The following is a 16,915-nucleotide window of genomic DNA, read 5'->3' as shown; positions in this document are numbered from 1 at the left end:
AGCGGGTCTAAATCAGATCAGGATTGAGGAGGACGCAGAAAGCCTTGCGCCTCAAGCGAGCGCGCCTGCGCATGGCCGATCTTGTAGGTGCCCGCAGTGACGGCATCGTCTTGCGGATGCGCGTGGTCCATCAACACGATGGACAGGCACATCCCGTTGCAGCAATTGCCTGCACTGTCGTCAGGTGTGTTCGAAGGGGCTTTGTCACTGTGATTGTCGACAGCGGCACGATCCATAGTGCTATGATCATGCAGGGCGTCTTGCGCGGTTATATCGGCCACATCATCCATGGCGTTGGCATAATGCCCGTCATGCATCCCCGACGCCGCGTGGGACGCGGACGGCGGAAACAGCACCAGCGCCGCAGCAAAGGCAAGACATGCCACTGCGTTCAGCCAGAAAGATATGGTGCGCTTAAAAGCCATGGAAGACAGTTGATGCACCCGCCCCTTCCTGTCAATCGGTCCTGCGCTGGAAGGTTTCGAAGTTTTTTACCCGGTGGGCGGCGGAAAGCCGCTATGCTTTTTGGCACCGGCGTTCGAGATAGCGCTGACACTGCGGTGGGTAATCTCCTCTCCGGTGACACGGTCGACCAGCATGGGCGCGATCGGCGTGCCCGCACTGCGCGAGACCAACGTGACCGACGGGCTGCCTTCAATCGGGACATGGGCGTTGGCCCAGTCGATCAGCGACACCAGCATCGGATACAGCGCCTTGCCCCGTTCGGTCAGCCGGTATTCGTGGCGCAAGGGGCGCTCCCGATAGGCCTCGCGGCGCAGCACACCGGCCCCCTCCAGCTTGCGCAACCGGTCCGCCAGCACATGTCGCGTGATCCCCAGCCGGTCCTGCATCTGCTCGAACCGGCGAATGCCCAGAAAGCAATCGCGCAAGACCAGCATGGTCCAGCGGTCGCCCACCACGGACAGCCCCCGCGCCACGGGGCAGGATTCATTCTGTAGTTCGTTCCATTTCATCCCTTGATCCTAGCAGGCATTGACAGGTTCTGAAAGAGAACTTACCCGTAGTGCATTCCAAAAAGGAACCGAGAGGCGAAAACTCGCCACTCCAAGCATTCGAACGGGGGAAACCATGCCACATCAGGTCGCCACATCGCAGCTCGGCAAGGCCGGCTGATGGCCCGCGTCACCCCGAACGCCGCCCCCGCCCTTTCCGCCGCCGCGACCCAGGCCCGCGCCACCCGGACCCGCGCCCTGCTTGAGGCCCCAATCGCGCCGACGCTGGCCAAGCTTGCCGCGCCCAATGTCTTGGCGATGTTCGTGCAAACCGTGCAAAGCATATCCGAGGCGTATTTCGCCAGCCTTCTTGGGGTGACAGCGCTGGCCGGTCTGGCGCTGGTGTTCCCGCTGGTCATGTTGACGCAAATGCTGTCGGCGGGGGCCATCGGTGGGGCGATCTCCGCCGCGGTGGCGCGCGCACTTGGCGCGCAAGACAGCGCGCGGGCGGCCACATTGGCAGTAGTCGCGTGGATGATCGCGGGTGCCTTTGCCGTGATCATGGCCCTTCTGGTCGGGCTGTTTGGCGTGGCGTTTTTCACCCTGCTGGGGGGCGGTGCCGATGCCATCTCTGCCGCCGCGACCTATGCGCTGGTCTTCTTTCCCGGCTGTATGGCGATCTGGCTGTGCAATGCGTCGCTCAGCATTATTCGTGGAACGGGCGACATGCAGACCCCTGCCGTGCTCTTGCTGCTGGTGTCCGTCATCTCGATCCCCTTGTCGGGCGGCTTCGCCCTGGGGTGGGGCCCCCTGCCCGCGCTTGGCATGGCGGGGCTGCCCATCGGCGTCGTGCTCGCCTTTGCGATCGGGGCTGTGCTGGCGATGGCGCATATCCTGTCGGGGCGCACGGGGCTTAGCTTTGGCGGTGCCTTGGGCCGGATCGATATCAGCATGTTCCGCGATATCCTCAGCGTCGGGGCGCTGGCGGCGGTGAATACCCTGCTGACCACGATCACCATCATCATGATGACAGGGCTCGTGGGCCGGTTCGGCGAAGAGGCGCTGGCCGGTTACGGGCTTGGCGCGCGGCTCGAATTTCTGATGATCCCCGTGATCTTTGGCATTGGTGCCGCGATGACGGCAATGGTCGGGGCGAATATGGGCGCCGGTCAGGTGGACCGCGCCCTGCGCGTGGCCTGGACCGGTTCTTGCGCGGCGGCGGTGATCGTCGGCGGTATCGGGCTGCTGCTCGCCGTGTTTCCCGACCTTTGGCTTGGCATGTTCCTTGACCCGTCCAACACGGGCGCGCTGGACGCAGGGCGCAGCTATTTCCGCCTCGTGGCACCGTTCTACGCCTTCTTCGCCCTCGGGCTCGCGCTGTATTTCGCGTCGCAGGGGGCGGGGCATATGGTTTGGCCGGTGATCAGCAGCCTCAGCCGGATGGCAGTGGCGCTGATCGGCGCGTTGATCCTGATGCAAACCGGCGGTTTGGGCCTGCGCGGCATCTTCATCGCCATCGGCGGCGCGATGGTGGTCTATGGCACGGTGATCGGCCTTGCGATCTGGCGTAAGGGCTGGCGCGCGCGGGCCTAATCATAGACTTCTGCCGTGAGCCCCTGCTGGATCAGCGCGGTGACCAAAGCCGCCAGCACCTCGGCGCGGCGCGAGGTGACCCGCTGCACCAGCCCCAGACGGCGATGGATCGGCGGCGCCCCGAAAGGGAACCAGTCAAGCGAGGCGGTCTCGGCGTCGTGCAGCGCGATCTGCGGGATAATGGCAAAGCCCAGACCCGCGCGCACACAGCCCACCACGGCAGGCATCGTATTCACCGACACGATCTGGCGCGGCGCGGCACCAAGGCGGGCGATTTCGGTATCGATCTGGCGCGCCAGCGGCACCTGCGTGCGATAGCGGATATAGGGCACGTCGCGGATCAGATCATCCAGCGTGATCGTCCCCGTGCCGGGCGGTGTGAGAACGATCAACGGTTCGGTCAGCACAGGGGTCCAGCGCAGACTGCTGGGCACCGCCACGTGATCCGCCACAACCGCGGCATCCAGCTGGCCCGAGACGACCTCGCTCATCAGCTCCTCGGACACACCGACGCGCAGCCGAAAGTTCAGGTAGGGAAAGCTGGCGCGCAGCGTCGCAAGCGCCTGCGGCATCAGTGAATTCGCCCCGGTCCGCAACGACCCGAGCGCCACGGTGCCGCGCATCTGCTCCCCCGCGACGGAGGCTTTCGTGTCCGACACGATCTGCAGGATCGACTGGGCCGAGCGGACCATCTCTGCGCCCTTTGTGGTCAAGGCGGGCGGACGGCGAGTGCGGTCGAACAACTGCGTGCCGATCTCTGCCTCTAGCGCCGCGATCTGCTGGCTGACGGCAGAGGCGGTCAGGTTCACGGCCTGCGCCGCCGCGGCAAAGCCGCCGTGCTGGCTAATGGCCAATAAAGTCTCAAGCTGACGTGTATCCATACCTCAAGATAAGATATACTAAATGTAATGGCAAGAATTACGCGCTTTGATATGGTTATTCTTGTGTTATTCACGAAACTGACACCAAACCCGTGGCGGATAAACCGCTGCTTCTCTCACAGGGAGTCCTCCTATGACGTTTCGTTCGGGCCTTGCCGCCCTTTTCACCGCTGCCAGCCTGATTGCAGCCCCCGCCACAGCCGACACCTACCCCGAGCGCGCGGTAGAGTTCATCGTGCCCTGGTCGCCCGGTGGCGGCTCTGACACGCTGATGCGTCTTGTGGCCAACAACGTGCAGCCCTTCCTTGGCGCTGAAATGCCCGTGATCAACATGCCCGGCGTCGGCGGCACCGTGGGCCTGCGCGAGGCCTCGCGCCGCGCTGCGGATGGCTATACCATCAGCCAGGTTCACGAAGGTCTGCTGGTCGCCACCGAAACCGGCATCACCGATCTGGCATGGGATGACTTTGACCCGATCGCACTGATGACAGCCTCGCCCCAGTATCTGGTGGCGGGCAAATCCGACAACTACAGCAATTTCGAAGAATTCGTGACCTACGCCAAGGCACATCCCGGCGAGATCTCCATGGGCGTCACATTGGCCGGCGTCCCGCATCTGCACGCCGCGATGATCGAACAGGCCTTCGGGCTTGAATTCAAATACGTCGGCTATGAGGGCACGGGCGAACGCGTGCGCGCGCTGGTCGGCGGCAACCTTGATGTGGCGATTGGCGACATCAGCTCCTCCAAACAATTCGTCGACAACGGCGATCTGACCTTCCTTGCCGTCGGCGCGACCGACCGGGTGGACGCCGCCCCCGATGTGCCGACCTTCAAAGAGCTGGGTCAGGATCTTGAGCTGAACGTGACCCGCGGCATCGTGATGCCCAAAGGGGCCCCGCAAGAGGTCCGCGACACGCTTGAAGCCGCGCTGCAAGAGATGGCCCAAGACCCCACCTATATCGAGCAGACCAACAACGCGGGTGCCGATGTCGGGTTCCGCGGTCAGGAAGACTACCGCGCCTATCTAAGCAAACTGGACGAGACAGTGAAATCGCTGTCGTCGGTTCTGGCCCCATGAACGGGCACGACCCCATGAAGGCGCAGGAGGCGGGCTTGGTTGCCCGCCTTCTGAGCTATGTCTTCCTCCTGCTGGCCTCGATCGCATTGTTCATCTCGGCCAGCGGCATTGCGACCTCGCGTTTTGAAAAGCTCGGCGCGGGGGCGTTCCCCAAGATCATCTTTGGCGCGATGGCGATCGTATCAGCCATCGCGATCATCGACGCGCTGCGCCAGATCCCCCGCCTCGCTTACGGTGATTTCGCAGCACAGGCCGTAGCATGGGCGAAACGCTGCTATCTGGTGTTTGTCTGCCTTGGCGCGCTCACCGCCTATCTGCTGGTCATTCCGGTGCTGGGGTTTTCCATCGCCAGCCTGATCTTCCTGTTCGTGCTTCAGGTGATCCTCATGCCACGCACGCCCAAGTCAATCGCCCTCGCTGCTGTGGTGGCTGTGGTTTTCTCCTTCGGGCTGAACTGGCTTTTTGCCGAAGTGTTCACCGTCTTCCTGCCGCGCGGAGTGCTTTGAATGACTGATTTCATGACAGGGGCCGCGCAGATTTTCACGCTGGCGACGCTCGCCTATATGCTGGCGGGGTCCGTCGCGGGCATCGTTGCGGCGGCGATCCCCGGTTTCACCGTCACGATGGCGATTGTGCTGACCCTGCCGCTGACCTTCACGATGGAGCCTTTGCAAGGCATCGCCGTGATGCTCTCGGTCTATGTGGGCGGTTATACCGGCGGGCTGATCTCGGCGGCATTGCTGGGCATTCCCGGCACGCCATCGTCGGTCGCCACGACCTTTGACGCCTTCCCCATGGCGCGCAACGGCGAACCGGGGCGCGCGCTGTCCATCGGGGTCTGGGCGTCCTTCTTTGGCACCGTGATCTCGACCATCGTGCTGATCTTCGCCGCACCGCCGCTGGCGCTTTTTGCCGTGCGCCTTGGCCCGTGGGAGTATTTCTCGCTCATCGTCTTTGCCCTGACAATCGTCGCCAGCCTTGTCGGCACCTCAGCCATGCGCGGCATTCTGGCGGGGCTGATCGGGCTTGCAATCTCTACCGTGGGGACGGACCCGATCATGGGCCGTCCGCGCTTTGATTTCGGCATAGAGATGCTACAGGCCGGCCTGCCGTTTCTGGTCGTGCTGATCGGGATCTTCGCCATTTCCCAGCTTGTGTCAGAGGTAGAGAATGCCGACAGCGTGCGGTCGGGCAATGCGCTGGTCACAGGGGCCATCGATTTCCAGACATGGACCGTGATGAAAGAAGTGTTGATGCGTCCCGTCAACCTGCTGCGGTCGTCCATCGTGGGGGTGCTGATCGGCGCGCTGCCCGGTGCGGGCGGGTCCATCGCCAACCTCGTCGCCTATGACCAGGCCAAGCGCGGGTCCAAGAATAGTGACAAATTCGGCACCGGTGAACCCGACGGCATCGTCGCCTCCGAGGCGGGCAACTCCGCCACCGCGGGCGGCGGGCTGATCCCGCTTATCGGTCTGGGCATCCCCGGATCGGCTGTCGATGCGATCCTCATGGCGTCGCTGATGGTGCATGGTATCTCGGTCGGGCCACGGCTGATCATGGATCACGGTGACCTTGTCTATGGCATGTTCATCGCGATGGTGGTCGCGTCCTTCATGATGCTGATCGTGTCGATCTGTTCCATGCGCCTGTTCCTGCGGGTGACCGAAGTGCCCAAATGGCTGATCGTGCCGGTGGTGATGACCTGCTGCGTCGTGGGCACCTTTGCGCTGAACAACCGCGTGACCGACCTTTATCTGCTGATCTTTATCGGCATCACCGGCTACACGCTGCGCGCCCTTGGCTATGCGCTGGCACCTTTGGTGCTGGGGGTCATTCTGGGCCCAATCGCAGAAACCAACCTGCGGCGCGCGCTGATGACGGACGAAGACCCGACGCTGTTCTTCACCCGCCCCATCAGCCTGATTTTCCTGATTGCGGCTTTCGTGTCCATTGTCTGGGCCATCCGCAGTCACCTCAAAAACCGTACATCTACAGAAAGGCCATCCCATGCGCCTACGTCATGATCCCGTCTACCCTTCGCGCCGCTCGCCCATTCTGGCCGAGAATGTCGTCGCCACCTCGCAACCGCTGGCGACCCAAGCCGGTCTGTCCATCCTGCAACAAGGCGGCAACGCTGTGGATGCGGCCATCGCCACGGCGGCGGTGCTAACAATCGTCGAGCCCACGGGCTGCGGCCTTGGCTCTGACGCCTTCTGCATCCTGTGGGACGGCAAGCAACTGCACGGGCTGAACGCCTCGGGCCGCGCACCCGCCGCCTGGACGCCCGAGTATTTCAAGGACGGCATCCCTGAACATGGCTGGGACGCCGTGACCGTCCCCGGTGCCGTCAGCGCCTGGGTCGAACTGTCTGAAAAATTCGGCAGCCTCGGCCTGTCGACCGTGCTGGCCCCCGCGATCCGCTATGCCGAAGACGGCTTTATCGTGTCGCCGGTCGTGGGCACAGCATGGGCCAAAGGGGCCGCGGTGCTCAAGGACCAGCCCGGCTTTGCCGAGACTTTCATGCCCGAGGGACGCGCGCCCAAACCCGGCGAACGCTTCCGCAACCCCGGTGCCGCGCGCACCCTGCGCGCTATTGCCGAGACCAAGGGCCGCGCTTTCTACGAGGGCGAGATCGCGCAAGAGATCGCGGCCTTCGCCAAGGCCAATGGCGGCGCGATGACAGCCGACGATCTGGCAGCGCATCACAACGACTGGTGCGGCACCATCAGCCAAAGCTTTGACGACGTAGAATTGCACGAGATCCCGCCAAACGGTCAGGGCATCGCCGCGCTGATGGCGCTTGGCATGTTGCAGCACACCGACATCCGCGACCACGGCCCAGACGATCTGGCCGCCGTGCATTTGCAGATCGAGGCGATCAAGCTCGCCTATGCAGATCTGCACGCCTATGTCGCCGATCGCGATCACATGACCGACGTGGACGAAGCGGCCCTGCTTGACCCCGATTACCTTAAATCCCGTGCCGCCTTGATTGATGCCAACAAGGCGCAGGACTTTGGCGCGGGGGCCCCGAAACAGGGCGGCACCGTGCTGCTCAACGTCGGTGATGCCTCGGGCATGATGGTCAGCTTTATCCAGTCGAACTACGCGGGCTTCGGCTCTGGTGTGGTTGTGCCGGGCACGGGTGTGTCGATGCAGAACCGCGGCTTTGGCTTCACGACACAGGACGGCCACCCCAATCAGGTCGCGCCGGCCAAACGCCCCTTTCACACGATCATTCCGGGCTTCGCTATGAAAAACGGCGCGCCCCTGATGGCCTTCGGCATGATGGGCGGGCCTATTCAGGCACAGGGCCACATGCAGCTCTTGCTGCGCACGCAGCTGTGGGACCAAGACCCTCAGACCGCCGCCGATGCCCCCCGCTGGCGCGCGATCGAGGGGTTGGCCGTCGCTTGCGAACCGTCGATGCCTGCCGATCTGCTGGACGGGCTCAAGGCGCTTGGCCATGCGATCCAGATCGAGGCACCGGACAACGCCTTTGGTTTCGGCGGCGCGCAGCTGGTGCAACGCAACGCGGCAGGCGGTTATGCCGCGGGCTCTGATCCGCGCAAAGACGGGCAAGCCGCAGGCTTCTGATCCCGCGCCACATGGGCAAGCGGAGGGTCACGCCCCCCGCTCGCCCTTTACGGGCCGGCAGCGCCCCTATATCGATCTTTCGACAACGCAGGCATTCCCATGAACTATATCAAACGCATCGGCATCGACGCCTATATGATCTTGCTGCTGGCCACCGTGATCGCGGGCATTGTGCTGCCTGCCACAGGTGTCGCCGCCGAAGGCCTGCGCGGGGTGACCTTCTGGGCCGTCTCGTTGCTGTTCTTTCTCTATGGGGCCAAGCTGGACCCGAGCGCGGTCAAGGCTGGCATCACAAATTGGCGCCTGCAAGGGATGACCTTTGGCGCGACATATGTGCTGTTTCCGCTGATTGGCCTGCTGCTGGCGACGCTGTGCAGCCCGATCCTCGGGGCGACGGTGACCATGGGGCTGCTGTTTTTGTCGGTGCTGCCCTCGACCGTGCAATCCTCTATCGCCTTCACCTCGATTGCGGGCGGCAATGTGCCCGCAGCGATCTGCGCGGCCTCCGTCTCTAACCTCGTCGGGGTCATTCTGACGCCGGTGCTGGTGACCTTGCTGCTGCATCAGGGCGACGGCGGCGTCAGTCTGGATGCCATCGGCAAAATCGGCGTGCAGATCTTGCTGCCTTTCATCGTCGGGCAGGTAATGCGTCCGCTGGTGGGCGGGTTTGTGCAACGCCACAAGCTGCTGACCATGATCGTGGACCGCGGGTCGATCATGCTGATCATCTACTCTGCCTTCAGCGCGGGCACAGTCTCGGGCCTTTGGTCCGCTATTCCCGTCACCACGCTGATGCTGCTCTTTGCTGTGGTCTGGCTGTTTCTGGCCGTGGGCATGTGGTCGATGATCGCCCTTGGCAAGGCGACGGGGATGCCCGACGCGGATCGCGCGGTGCTGTTCTACTGCGGGTCCACCAAAAGCCTTGCCAGCGGGTTGCCCATTGCCACGGCGCTTTTTGCGCCCGATCTGGTCGGGGCCATCGTTTTGCCGCTGATGATCTACCACATCTCGCAGCTTCTGGTCTGCGCCTTCGTCTCGCAGCGCGCGTCACGTCGGGCCTCTGCGGCACCTGCCTAAAGTTACCCATGGGTATCCTTTTTGCCAATCACCCCCGCGCCCGCGCGCGGGTCTTTGCCGGTCGGGGCACCACGGCCTAAGCCACAGCAGAAACACGCAATTTTCCGCCGAGATTTGGCGGGGTGCCGGCGTGCATCGATAGGGGACACGCGTTACGAAAACGCGAAAAGGCAGCAGGCTGCCCACCCGACTAGAAGGACCCTTTCGATGGCAGATAAAACAAAACGAAGCTGGTTTGGCCGTACTATTCTCGCCGCGGTGATGCCCGTGGCCGCGCAGGCCCAGACCGTGCAGGACGGCATGGCCGCGTTCGAGCAAGGCGATTATACCCACGCGCTGGAGCTGCTGCTGCCGCTGGCCGAACAGGGCGACGCCGAGGCGCAATGTCAGGTCGGCCGCCTGTACTACCGCGGCGGTGATGGTGTGCCGCAAAGCTTTGATGATTCCGTCGCATGGGCCAAGAAGTCTGCCGAGCAGAACAACCCCTGCGGGTTGAACTCTCTGGGCGTGTCCTACCGCTTTGGGCAAGGCGTCGACCCCGACGCGAAAACCGCGTTCGACTATTTCACCCGCGCTGCGGCCCAAGGGTTTGACAAGGCGCAGTTCAGTCTGGGCAACATGCATGAACTGGGCGAAGGCACAGCGCAAAGCGATGCAGAGGCCCGCGCCTGGTATCGTAAAGCGGCAGAGCAAGGCAATGCTATGGGCCAATACCGCTTGGGCATCCTGTTGCTGGAAGGTCGCGGCGGCGAGGCGGCCCCCGAAGAAGCACAGCAGCTTTTGCGTGCCTCGGCGGAACAGGGTCTGGCTGACGCGCAATATTCGCTGGGGTGGATGGCCAACCACGGCGTCGGGGTAAAGCAGGACCACGGCCAAGCGCTTGAATGGTATCGGCTCGCGGCAGAACAAGGCTATGCCCCCGCGCAGATTAATCTGGGCAACCTCTATGCCGAGGGGCTTGGCACCTCGCAGGATGACGAGAAAGCCGTCGGCTGGTACTATGAGGCAGCGCGCAATGGCGTCCCCGCTGCGCAGGTCAACATGGGTAAGCACTATGCGCTTGGACGCGGTGTGCAGCAGGACTTTGACGAGGCGATGGTCTGGTATCAGCAAGCTGCGGAATACGGCGAACCCGTTGCCTATCTGAACGTAGGTTTGCTGTATGAAAACGGTCAGGGCCGCCCCGCCGATCCGGCAGAGGCCGCGCGCTGGTACCGTGCCGCCGCCGAACGCGGAGAGCCCCGATCCCTTGCCAAGCTCGCGCATTTCTATGCCGAAGGGATCAGTGTCACACCGGACCCCGTGACCGCATGGGCGTTGCAGGATACCGCGATGGCCTATGACCGCGACGGCGCGCTGGATGCGCCCGAAGAACGATTGATGCAAATGGGCCAACAGTTGGCACCCCAGCAAAAGGGTGAGGCAAAGGCGCTGGCGCAAAGCTGGCAGAACGGGGAAGAGCTGGTCTTGCCTTAGCGATTTAGCCAAAGCTGTGACCACGGCCCATATGGACAAAATGTCCATTTTGCCTATATTGTGCGGTGACGCTACAGGAGAGCCCCATGACACGTGTCACCGCCACCGAATTCAAGAACAACATCGGCGCATTCAGCGATGCGGCGATGAGCGAGCCTGTCATCATCACCAGCCATCAACGTGACCGTCTGGTGCTGTTGTCAGCGGATGAATACCGTCGCCTGACCGCCCTGACCGAAGGTGTGACCGCGCAGGATAAAGACCGCGTGGCGCGCGGGCTTGAACGGCATCGCAGCACGATACTGGAACTCGCCAAACGATGACGGAGCCCCGCTGGGTCACCCGCGAACTTGTTGAATACATGCATGATTGCGTTCTGGAGCTGGCGGGCGGCGCGCGCGGGTTGCGCGATGGTGACCTACTGGAATCCGCACTGGCCCGCCCGATGAACTTATATGCCTTTGGCGAAAAATCGCTTTTTGAACTGGCCGCCTGCTATGCCGAAGCCATCGCCCGCAACCACGCTTTTGTCGATGGAAACAAGCGCACAGCTTTCTTTGTCGCCAGCGATTTTCTGGACCAGAACGGATACGAGCTGCAGGCCGCTGTGGATCAGGAACACGCCGATATGATGGTGGAACTGGCCCAAGGCAAAATGACCCGCGCCGACGCTGCCGCACATTTACGCAGCCACAGCATCAGGACCTCTGCGACCTGACGTTTCGCGTTGGCGCGTAACTTTAGATAGAATTAATCATTGTTTCCCTGCTAGAAACACCGGTGTGATAAACGCCACCCGTGGGCCGGCAAGGAGACGACAATGAATACACAGAATATGCCTGCGCCCGATGGGGCGACACCGGCGCACCCGATCCCTGTGGAGGCGGATCTGGCCAAGGCCGATGTCGGGCTGATCGACTTTGCCAAAAAAGCGGGGAAGAATATTTTTTCGGTGATCCCCGATGCGACGCGCACGCAAAGCTATCTGAAAGGGCCGGCCAAGATCCACTATGTCTGTGACCCCGATATGGTGACCGAACTGCTGGCCGGTGTCGGGCGTCGCTTTCCCAAGGCGGAGTTTACACATAACGTCATCGGCCCCGTGGTCGGCAACGGCATGATCCTGTCGGAAGGCGAGAAATGGCGCGCGCAACGGCATCGCTATGCCCCGCTTTTTGCCGCGCGCAACCTGCCCGTGCTGACCCGACATTTTGCCCAGACCGGCGACGAGCTGGCGGATTTCTTTGCGCGCACGGCGGGCGAAGTCGATGTATCGGATGCGGCGCAAGAGGCGACGCTCACCAATATCTCGCGGGTGATGTTCTCGGGGAACGAGGCCGTGTCCAAGCAGGATGTCCGTCAGGGGATGCGACGGTTCACCGACTATATCAGCTATATGTCGCTGTTCGATCTGATGGGGCTGCCGAAGTGGGTGCCCCGTCTGAAATGGCTGCGCAGCAAGAAAGCGATCCGTGATCTGCGGCAGTTGACCCATGACGTGATCGCCAACCGCCGCGCGCAGCGCCATGCAGAGGCGGTCGATTTTCTTGACCTGCTGATCGAGGCGCTTGAGACGGATAAGGAAGATGTAGAAACGACGGTCGATAACCTGCTGACCTTTGTCGCGGCGGGCTATGAAACCTCGGCCAATACAATCGCTTGGGGGCTGTATCTGCTGGCGATGCACCCCGAGGTACAGACCGATCTGCGCGCCGAGGTGATGGAGGCCTGCGGTGACGGGCCCATCGGCTTTCACGATTTGCCCAAGATGCCCAAGCTGCACGCGCATGTGCGTGAAACCCTGCGGATGTACCCCGCAGGCGCCCTGTTCGCCCGTGATGCGACGGATGAGGTGACGATCAAGGATGTGACGTTCAAAAAGGGCGACGTGATCATGTTCCCGGTCTATGCGCTGCACCGGAACGAGCTGCTGTGGGACAACGCCGCACTTTATCAGCACGACCGGTTTCTGGACCGTAAGTACCCGCGCGGACAGTATATTCCTTTTGGGGACGGGCCGCGCATCTGCATCGGGGCGCAATATGCCGAGACAGAGATTATGGTGCTGCTTGCCTCGGCTCTGCGGCGGGCGTCTTTTGAACTGACGGACCACCCTGTCGCGCCCCCGAACCTGACCTTTACCATGCGGCCCGATGGCCCGCTGATGTTGCGGGCCGTGCCGGTAGATCAGGCGGCGGTCGAATAGCTTTCGGGCTTAACCGCCTTGGCCGCATCCGCTGCCTTGAGCACAACACAGAAGGTGGTGCCCACGCCGAGCTTGCTTTTATAGGCGATGCTGCCGCCGTGGGCATCCACGATACGTTTCGAGATAGACAGGCCAAGACCCGTACCCTGGAACTTGCGCTGATCGCTTGAATCGATCTGGCCAAATTCCTCGAAGATGACGCTTTCGCTGCCTTCGGGAATCCCGATGCCCTGATCCGCGACCGAAATCACGAGGTTCTCGTCCTCGCGTTTGAGCCCCACACGGATCGTGCCCCCCGCTTCCGAGAATTTGGCGGCATTGGACAGCAGGTTCACGATCACCTGATCGAGCCGTTTCTTGTCGCCGCGCACGATGGGCTGGTCTGCGGCGACGTTGATCTCTACCGCGACGCCAAAGCGGCTGGCATAGGGCTGGAACGAATGGGCGGCCGTGTTCACGACCTCGGCCAGATCCACGTTACCCAGATCAAGCGAGAATTTCCCCACATCCGCAGATTGCAAAAGCAGCAAATCCCCGACCAGATCCCCCAGACGGTTCGAGTTGCGCGTCGCGATATCGAGCAGCCGCGACATTTTGTCCGGCACCTCTCCCGCTGACCCTGCGTTGATCAGGTCAAGCGCACCGCGGATCGACGTGAGCGGCGTGCGCAATTCGTGGCTGACGGTGGACAGGAAACGGGTCTTGGCCTCGCTTGCGGCGAGGGCATTCTTGTTCTCTGTCTGAAGCGCCAGGCGGTTCTTCATCAGCGCGGAATACCCCTTGATGAAGGTCCGGGCGAGTTCGAATACGAAGCCCAGAACAAACAGCGCGGTAAAGAGGTTCAGCCAGATTTCAGAGTCCAGCGACGGGCGCGCCACGACAACATCGCGGATCGGGATGTAGAGGATCGCCCCGATGTAGATCGCCAGCCGAAACCCCAGCACATACAAAAACTGGTGGTTGTTCATCGCCGCGAAGATAGAGGCGGAAATTAACAGGAAAAGCGGCAGAAAGTGGCTGTTTCCCACGCCCTGCTGGATCGCGATCGAGATGCAGAACATCGCAATCGTCGTCGCACTGAGCGCCGTGGTCATGTAGATGTGGAACAGCGATTTGCGGATCTTCAGGGTCTTGGACCGGGTGTTGCGCAGGATGTAGCGCAGCACGACGATGTCATAGATTTCGCATAGGCCGATCGCGAAAAAGAAAAACAGCGCGACCCTCAGTTCATAGTAATAGCCTGCCAAAGCAATAGCTGCGGTATAGATGATCGCCCGCTGGCCAAACGCACGGCTGCCCACAAGCGCATAATCCCGCAGCCGGCTTAGAACCGGGCGGGCCTGAGGCAAATTAACATTGTCAATTGCTTCCATGTTGCGCTTCCTCCGTCAGCCTGGCGCGGAATCGAGCGCCAAACGAATCTGCTGATATTTCACTACGATACACCTCAACTATTGGTGGAAAATTTGTTGCGATCATGGCAGAACCGTGGCTGTATGCATTTTGTTAACTTTTTCGTTACTTGAGCGGAGCTTTGGGCAAAGAACAATGGGTATCCAGAACGCAAAATCGCACCAGCGCGCAGAGACGATCCAGCTGGAGCCTTCGGTTCAGGCCGCTCTTCAGACACGACCCGTTGAGAGTGATGTGCCGTCATACGCGACACGGCTGGAAGAGACAGTGGTGCATATCGGCAACCAGTATAGGTATGGCCAGCTCTATTCAGATTTTCTAAAAGCACGCAAATCAGTTTTTATCGATCAAAAGGAATGGGATCTGCCCCATACCGAAGGGATGGAGTTTGACCAGTACGACACCCCCCAAAGCCGGTCTGTCGTGATCCACGAATACGGCCGGGTGCTGGCGGGCGTGCGGTTACTGCCCACCACGGCGCAATGCGGCTGTTATACCTATATGCTGAAAGACGCACAGCGCGGTATGTTGCCGGATATCCCTGAATATGTGCTTTACGAAGACGCGCCGGTGATGCCCCATGTTTGGGAAGCCACGCGGCTGTTTTTGTCAAAAAACGAGCCCGCGCACCGGCGGCTGGCGATCCAGACCAAGCTGATCCGGGGCATGGCGCGTGCCGCGACCGAACAAGGGGCGACCCATGTGATCGGGATCGTGCCTGCCGTGTTCCAACGCTGGATGAACCGGCTGGGGATGAGCGCGCTGCCCTTGGGCCCCAAGCTGAACATCAGCGGCGACAATACGCAAGCCGCGATCATGCATGTGGCGAATTACGCCGACCCGACCCCGTCTGAAGCCCGATAAGCGACCAGAATGGTATCGACCGCACGGGTGACATGCTGGTCGATATCCTTGTACGGGCGCGTCGTCAGCCCCAGTTGCGCACGGACCATGCCAAAGCCCTTGAGCAATGAAATAAGGTCTTCGGCGACATCACGCGGGTCGAAATCGTCGCGCAGATCGCCGTTTTCCTGCCCTTGCACCAGCAGACTGCAAACGGCGGCGCAAACCGCCTCGAAGGCGGCGGTATAGAAGGTGCGCCCGATCTGCGGGTAGTCGCGGGCGACCTCGTGGATCAGACAGGTAAACTCGACCGAATCCTGCTCCCCTAGAAAGCTCAGAAATTTCCGCCCGAACGACATCAGCGCGGTGCGCAAATCGGGATGGTCCGAGATATCTCCCAGCACCTCGGCGCGAAAAACCTCTGCCTCGGCCTCGAGCACATTTTGCAGGATCTCCGACATATTGTCGAAATGGCGGTAGATCGTCGCCTTGGACACAGAAGCCTCGCGCGCCAAAAGGTCCGTCGTGACTTTTTCAAAGCCTTTGACGAAGAACAGGGCGCGCGCTGTCGACAGTATTCGCGATTTTGATGCGTTTTCATTCATATTGCAGAACTAGGACGTGTATGGGTGAAATAAAAGTGCTGAACGGTACCAAGGGGGGTTGAACTGTACGTCACTGCGCGTAAGTACCGCCCAGTACTCGAAAGGCCTTTGATATGAAGCAGCTGATTTCCGTCCTTTTATGCGCCACTCTTGCGACGCCTCTCGTTGCACAAGACGCAGAAGACCTGACCCCCTCGGGCACGCCCGCGCCGATCAGGTCGGTCAAATTGATAGAGGCGGGCGGTGCCGCGTCGCAGGTGCAGCGGGTCTTTTTCGGCAAGATCGCAGCGCTGGAAACAGTGGACCTGTCTTTCGAGGTCGGCGGCCGCATGGTGATGTTCGACGCGCAAGAAGGGCAGTTCCTGCAAGAAGGCGTGCAGATCGCAGCGCTGGATCCGGTGCCGTTTGAACGCGCGGTGCAGCGTGCCGAGGTACAGCTGACCCAAGCCGAACGGGATTTCGAACGCTCGCAAACGCTGGCCAAAAGCAATGCCGTGTCCACGGCACAGGCGCAAGACACGGAAACCGCCCGCGATCTGGCGCGGATCGCGTTGAGCGAGGCCCGCGAGGCGCTGGACCACGCGACGCTGATCGCCCCGTTTCGCGCCTTGGTCGCCTCGCGTCTGACGCCGAATTATGCCAATGTCGCCCCCGGACAGGCCATCGTGCGATTGCATGATATGTCGGAAGTACGCGTCGAGATCGACGTTCCCGAGCAGATGTTCCAGATGTATTCAAATGCGGCTGACGTCGAATTTACCGGCACGTCGCCGCTATTTGCCGGTGGTGTGCCGCTTGAATTGCGCGAGTTCAACGCCGAAACGCAAAGCATCGGGCAGAGCTACCGCGTGACACTGGCGCTCCCCTCTGATCGGGTCACACCGAAACTGATCCCCGGCGCATCGATGAGCGTGACCGCGCGGATCGCGGCAGGTGACGACACTGCAACGACCCTGCCCCCTTCCGCCGTGGTTATGGCGGACGATCAGGCGCGGGTCATGGTCTATACCCCTGACGAGACCGGCGAACAGGGTCAGGTCAGCTGGGTCAACGTCGACGTGTCCTCGAATACCGGCACAGACATCATCGCCACGGGGATTGAGCCGGGCACCCTGGTTGTTGGCGCTGGCACACAGCTGCTGCGCGAGGGCGACACCGTGCGCCCCTTCAACGGGTTGAGCATCGAGTAA

At 61.7% G+C, this 16,915-nt stretch carries 17 protein-coding genes; 12 read left to right on the top strand and 5 right to left on the bottom strand.

Annotated features, from left to right (window positions below):
• Window positions 1-17 precede the first annotated feature (17 nt).
• Window positions 18-425: a hypothetical protein gene (locus AB1495_RS15240; protein ID WP_074637069.1), complete on the bottom strand. Its 408-nt coding sequence runs from the start codon at window positions 423-425 to the stop codon at window positions 18-20.
• 66 nt (window positions 426-491) lie between these two features.
• Window positions 492-974: a helix-turn-helix domain-containing protein gene (locus AB1495_RS15235; protein ID WP_074637071.1), complete on the bottom strand. Its 483-nt coding sequence runs from the start codon at window positions 972-974 to the stop codon at window positions 492-494.
• Window positions 975-1,133: 159 nt separating this feature from the next.
• On the opposite strand from AB1495_RS15235, the gene AB1495_RS15230 reads away from it, so the two are divergent.
• Window positions 1,134-2,546: an MATE family efflux transporter gene (locus AB1495_RS15230; protein ID WP_074637072.1), complete on the top strand. Its 1,413-nt coding sequence runs from the start codon at window positions 1,134-1,136 to the stop codon at window positions 2,544-2,546.
• On the opposite strand, the gene AB1495_RS15225 is transcribed toward AB1495_RS15230, so the two are convergent.
• Window positions 2,543-3,427 carry a LysR family transcriptional regulator gene (locus AB1495_RS15225; protein WP_005848677.1) on the bottom strand — a complete coding sequence of 295 codons (885 nt, stop codon included), beginning with the start codon at window positions 3,425-3,427 and terminating at the stop codon, window positions 2,543-2,545. The genes AB1495_RS15230 and AB1495_RS15225 overlap by 4 nt on opposite strands.
• 133 nt (window positions 3,428-3,560) lie before the next feature.
• On the opposite strand from AB1495_RS15225, the gene AB1495_RS15220 reads away from it, so the two are divergent.
• From AB1495_RS15220 to AB1495_RS15180, 9 genes are all read left to right on the top strand, one after another.
• Window positions 3,561-4,508, top strand: a complete 948-nt coding sequence (locus tag AB1495_RS15220; protein ID WP_074637074.1) for a tripartite tricarboxylate transporter substrate binding protein — start codon at window positions 3,561-3,563, stop codon at window positions 4,506-4,508.
• Entirely contained in the window at window positions 4,505-5,014 is a 510-nt protein-coding gene (locus AB1495_RS15215) for a tripartite tricarboxylate transporter TctB family protein (protein WP_074637076.1), read from the top strand. Before AB1495_RS15220 ends, AB1495_RS15215 begins: the two co-directional genes overlap by 4 nt.
• Window positions 5,015-6,532: a tripartite tricarboxylate transporter permease gene (locus AB1495_RS15210; RefSeq protein ID WP_064215692.1), complete on the top strand. Its 1,518-nt coding sequence runs from the start codon at window positions 5,015-5,017 to the stop codon at window positions 6,530-6,532.
• Window positions 6,516-8,105, top strand: coding sequence for a gamma-glutamyltransferase family protein (locus AB1495_RS15205; RefSeq protein WP_074637078.1), 1,590 nt, complete (start codon window positions 6,516-6,518; stop codon window positions 8,103-8,105). Before AB1495_RS15210 ends, AB1495_RS15205 begins: the two co-directional genes overlap by 17 nt.
• Before the next feature lie 99 nt (window positions 8,106-8,204).
• Window positions 8,205-9,182 carry a bile acid:sodium symporter family protein gene (locus tag AB1495_RS15200; RefSeq protein WP_074637080.1) on the top strand — a complete coding sequence of 326 codons (978 nt, stop codon included), beginning with the start codon at window positions 8,205-8,207 and terminating at the stop codon, window positions 9,180-9,182.
• A 207-nt stretch (window positions 9,183-9,389) separates the two neighbouring features.
• Window positions 9,390-10,658 carry a tetratricopeptide repeat protein gene (locus AB1495_RS15195; RefSeq protein WP_074637082.1) on the top strand — a complete coding sequence of 423 codons (1,269 nt, stop codon included), beginning with the start codon at window positions 9,390-9,392 and terminating at the stop codon, window positions 10,656-10,658.
• A gap of 86 nt (window positions 10,659-10,744) precedes the next feature.
• The gene (locus tag AB1495_RS15190) at window positions 10,745-10,981 is read left to right on the top strand and encodes a type II toxin-antitoxin system Phd/YefM family antitoxin (protein WP_005848692.1); all 237 of its coding nucleotides are present in this window, start codon (window positions 10,745-10,747) and stop codon (window positions 10,979-10,981) included.
• Entirely contained in the window at window positions 10,978-11,376 is a 399-nt protein-coding gene (locus tag AB1495_RS15185; RefSeq protein WP_074637085.1) for a type II toxin-antitoxin system death-on-curing family toxin, read from the top strand. Before AB1495_RS15190 ends, AB1495_RS15185 begins: the two co-directional genes overlap by 4 nt.
• Before the next feature lie 102 nt (window positions 11,377-11,478).
• Window positions 11,479-12,864, top strand: coding sequence for a cytochrome P450 (locus AB1495_RS15180; RefSeq protein ID WP_074637087.1), 1,386 nt, complete (start codon window positions 11,479-11,481; stop codon window positions 12,862-12,864).
• Here the strand turns inward: AB1495_RS15180 and AB1495_RS15175 are convergent.
• On the bottom strand, window positions 12,846-14,237 hold the full coding sequence (locus tag AB1495_RS15175) for a sensor histidine kinase KdpD (protein WP_074637089.1): 1,392 nt from the start codon (window positions 14,235-14,237) through the stop codon (window positions 12,846-12,848). The two genes, AB1495_RS15180 and AB1495_RS15175, sit on opposite strands and share 19 nt — an antisense overlap.
• Before the next feature lie 175 nt (window positions 14,238-14,412).
• On the opposite strand from AB1495_RS15175, the gene AB1495_RS15170 reads away from it, so the two are divergent.
• Window positions 14,413-15,141 carry an acyl-homoserine-lactone synthase gene (locus AB1495_RS15170; protein WP_074637091.1) on the top strand — a complete coding sequence of 243 codons (729 nt, stop codon included), beginning with the start codon at window positions 14,413-14,415 and terminating at the stop codon, window positions 15,139-15,141.
• Here the strand turns inward: AB1495_RS15170 and AB1495_RS15165 are convergent.
• The gene (locus AB1495_RS15165; RefSeq protein WP_074637093.1) at window positions 15,108-15,725 is read right to left on the bottom strand and encodes a TetR/AcrR family transcriptional regulator; all 618 of its coding nucleotides are present in this window, start codon (window positions 15,723-15,725) and stop codon (window positions 15,108-15,110) included. The two genes, AB1495_RS15170 and AB1495_RS15165, sit on opposite strands and share 34 nt — an antisense overlap.
• A gap of 113 nt (window positions 15,726-15,838) precedes the next feature.
• Between AB1495_RS15165 and AB1495_RS15160 the strand changes: the two genes are divergently transcribed.
• The gene (locus tag AB1495_RS15160) at window positions 15,839-16,915 is read left to right on the top strand and encodes an efflux RND transporter periplasmic adaptor subunit (protein WP_074637095.1); all 1,077 of its coding nucleotides are present in this window, start codon (window positions 15,839-15,841) and stop codon (window positions 16,913-16,915) included.

It is taken from the genome of Sulfitobacter pontiacus (genome assembly GCF_040790665.1).
Lineage (GTDB): Bacteria > Pseudomonadota > Alphaproteobacteria > Rhodobacterales > Rhodobacteraceae > Sulfitobacter > Sulfitobacter pontiacus.
This window is presented reverse-complemented; position numbering and strand designations above follow the sequence as displayed.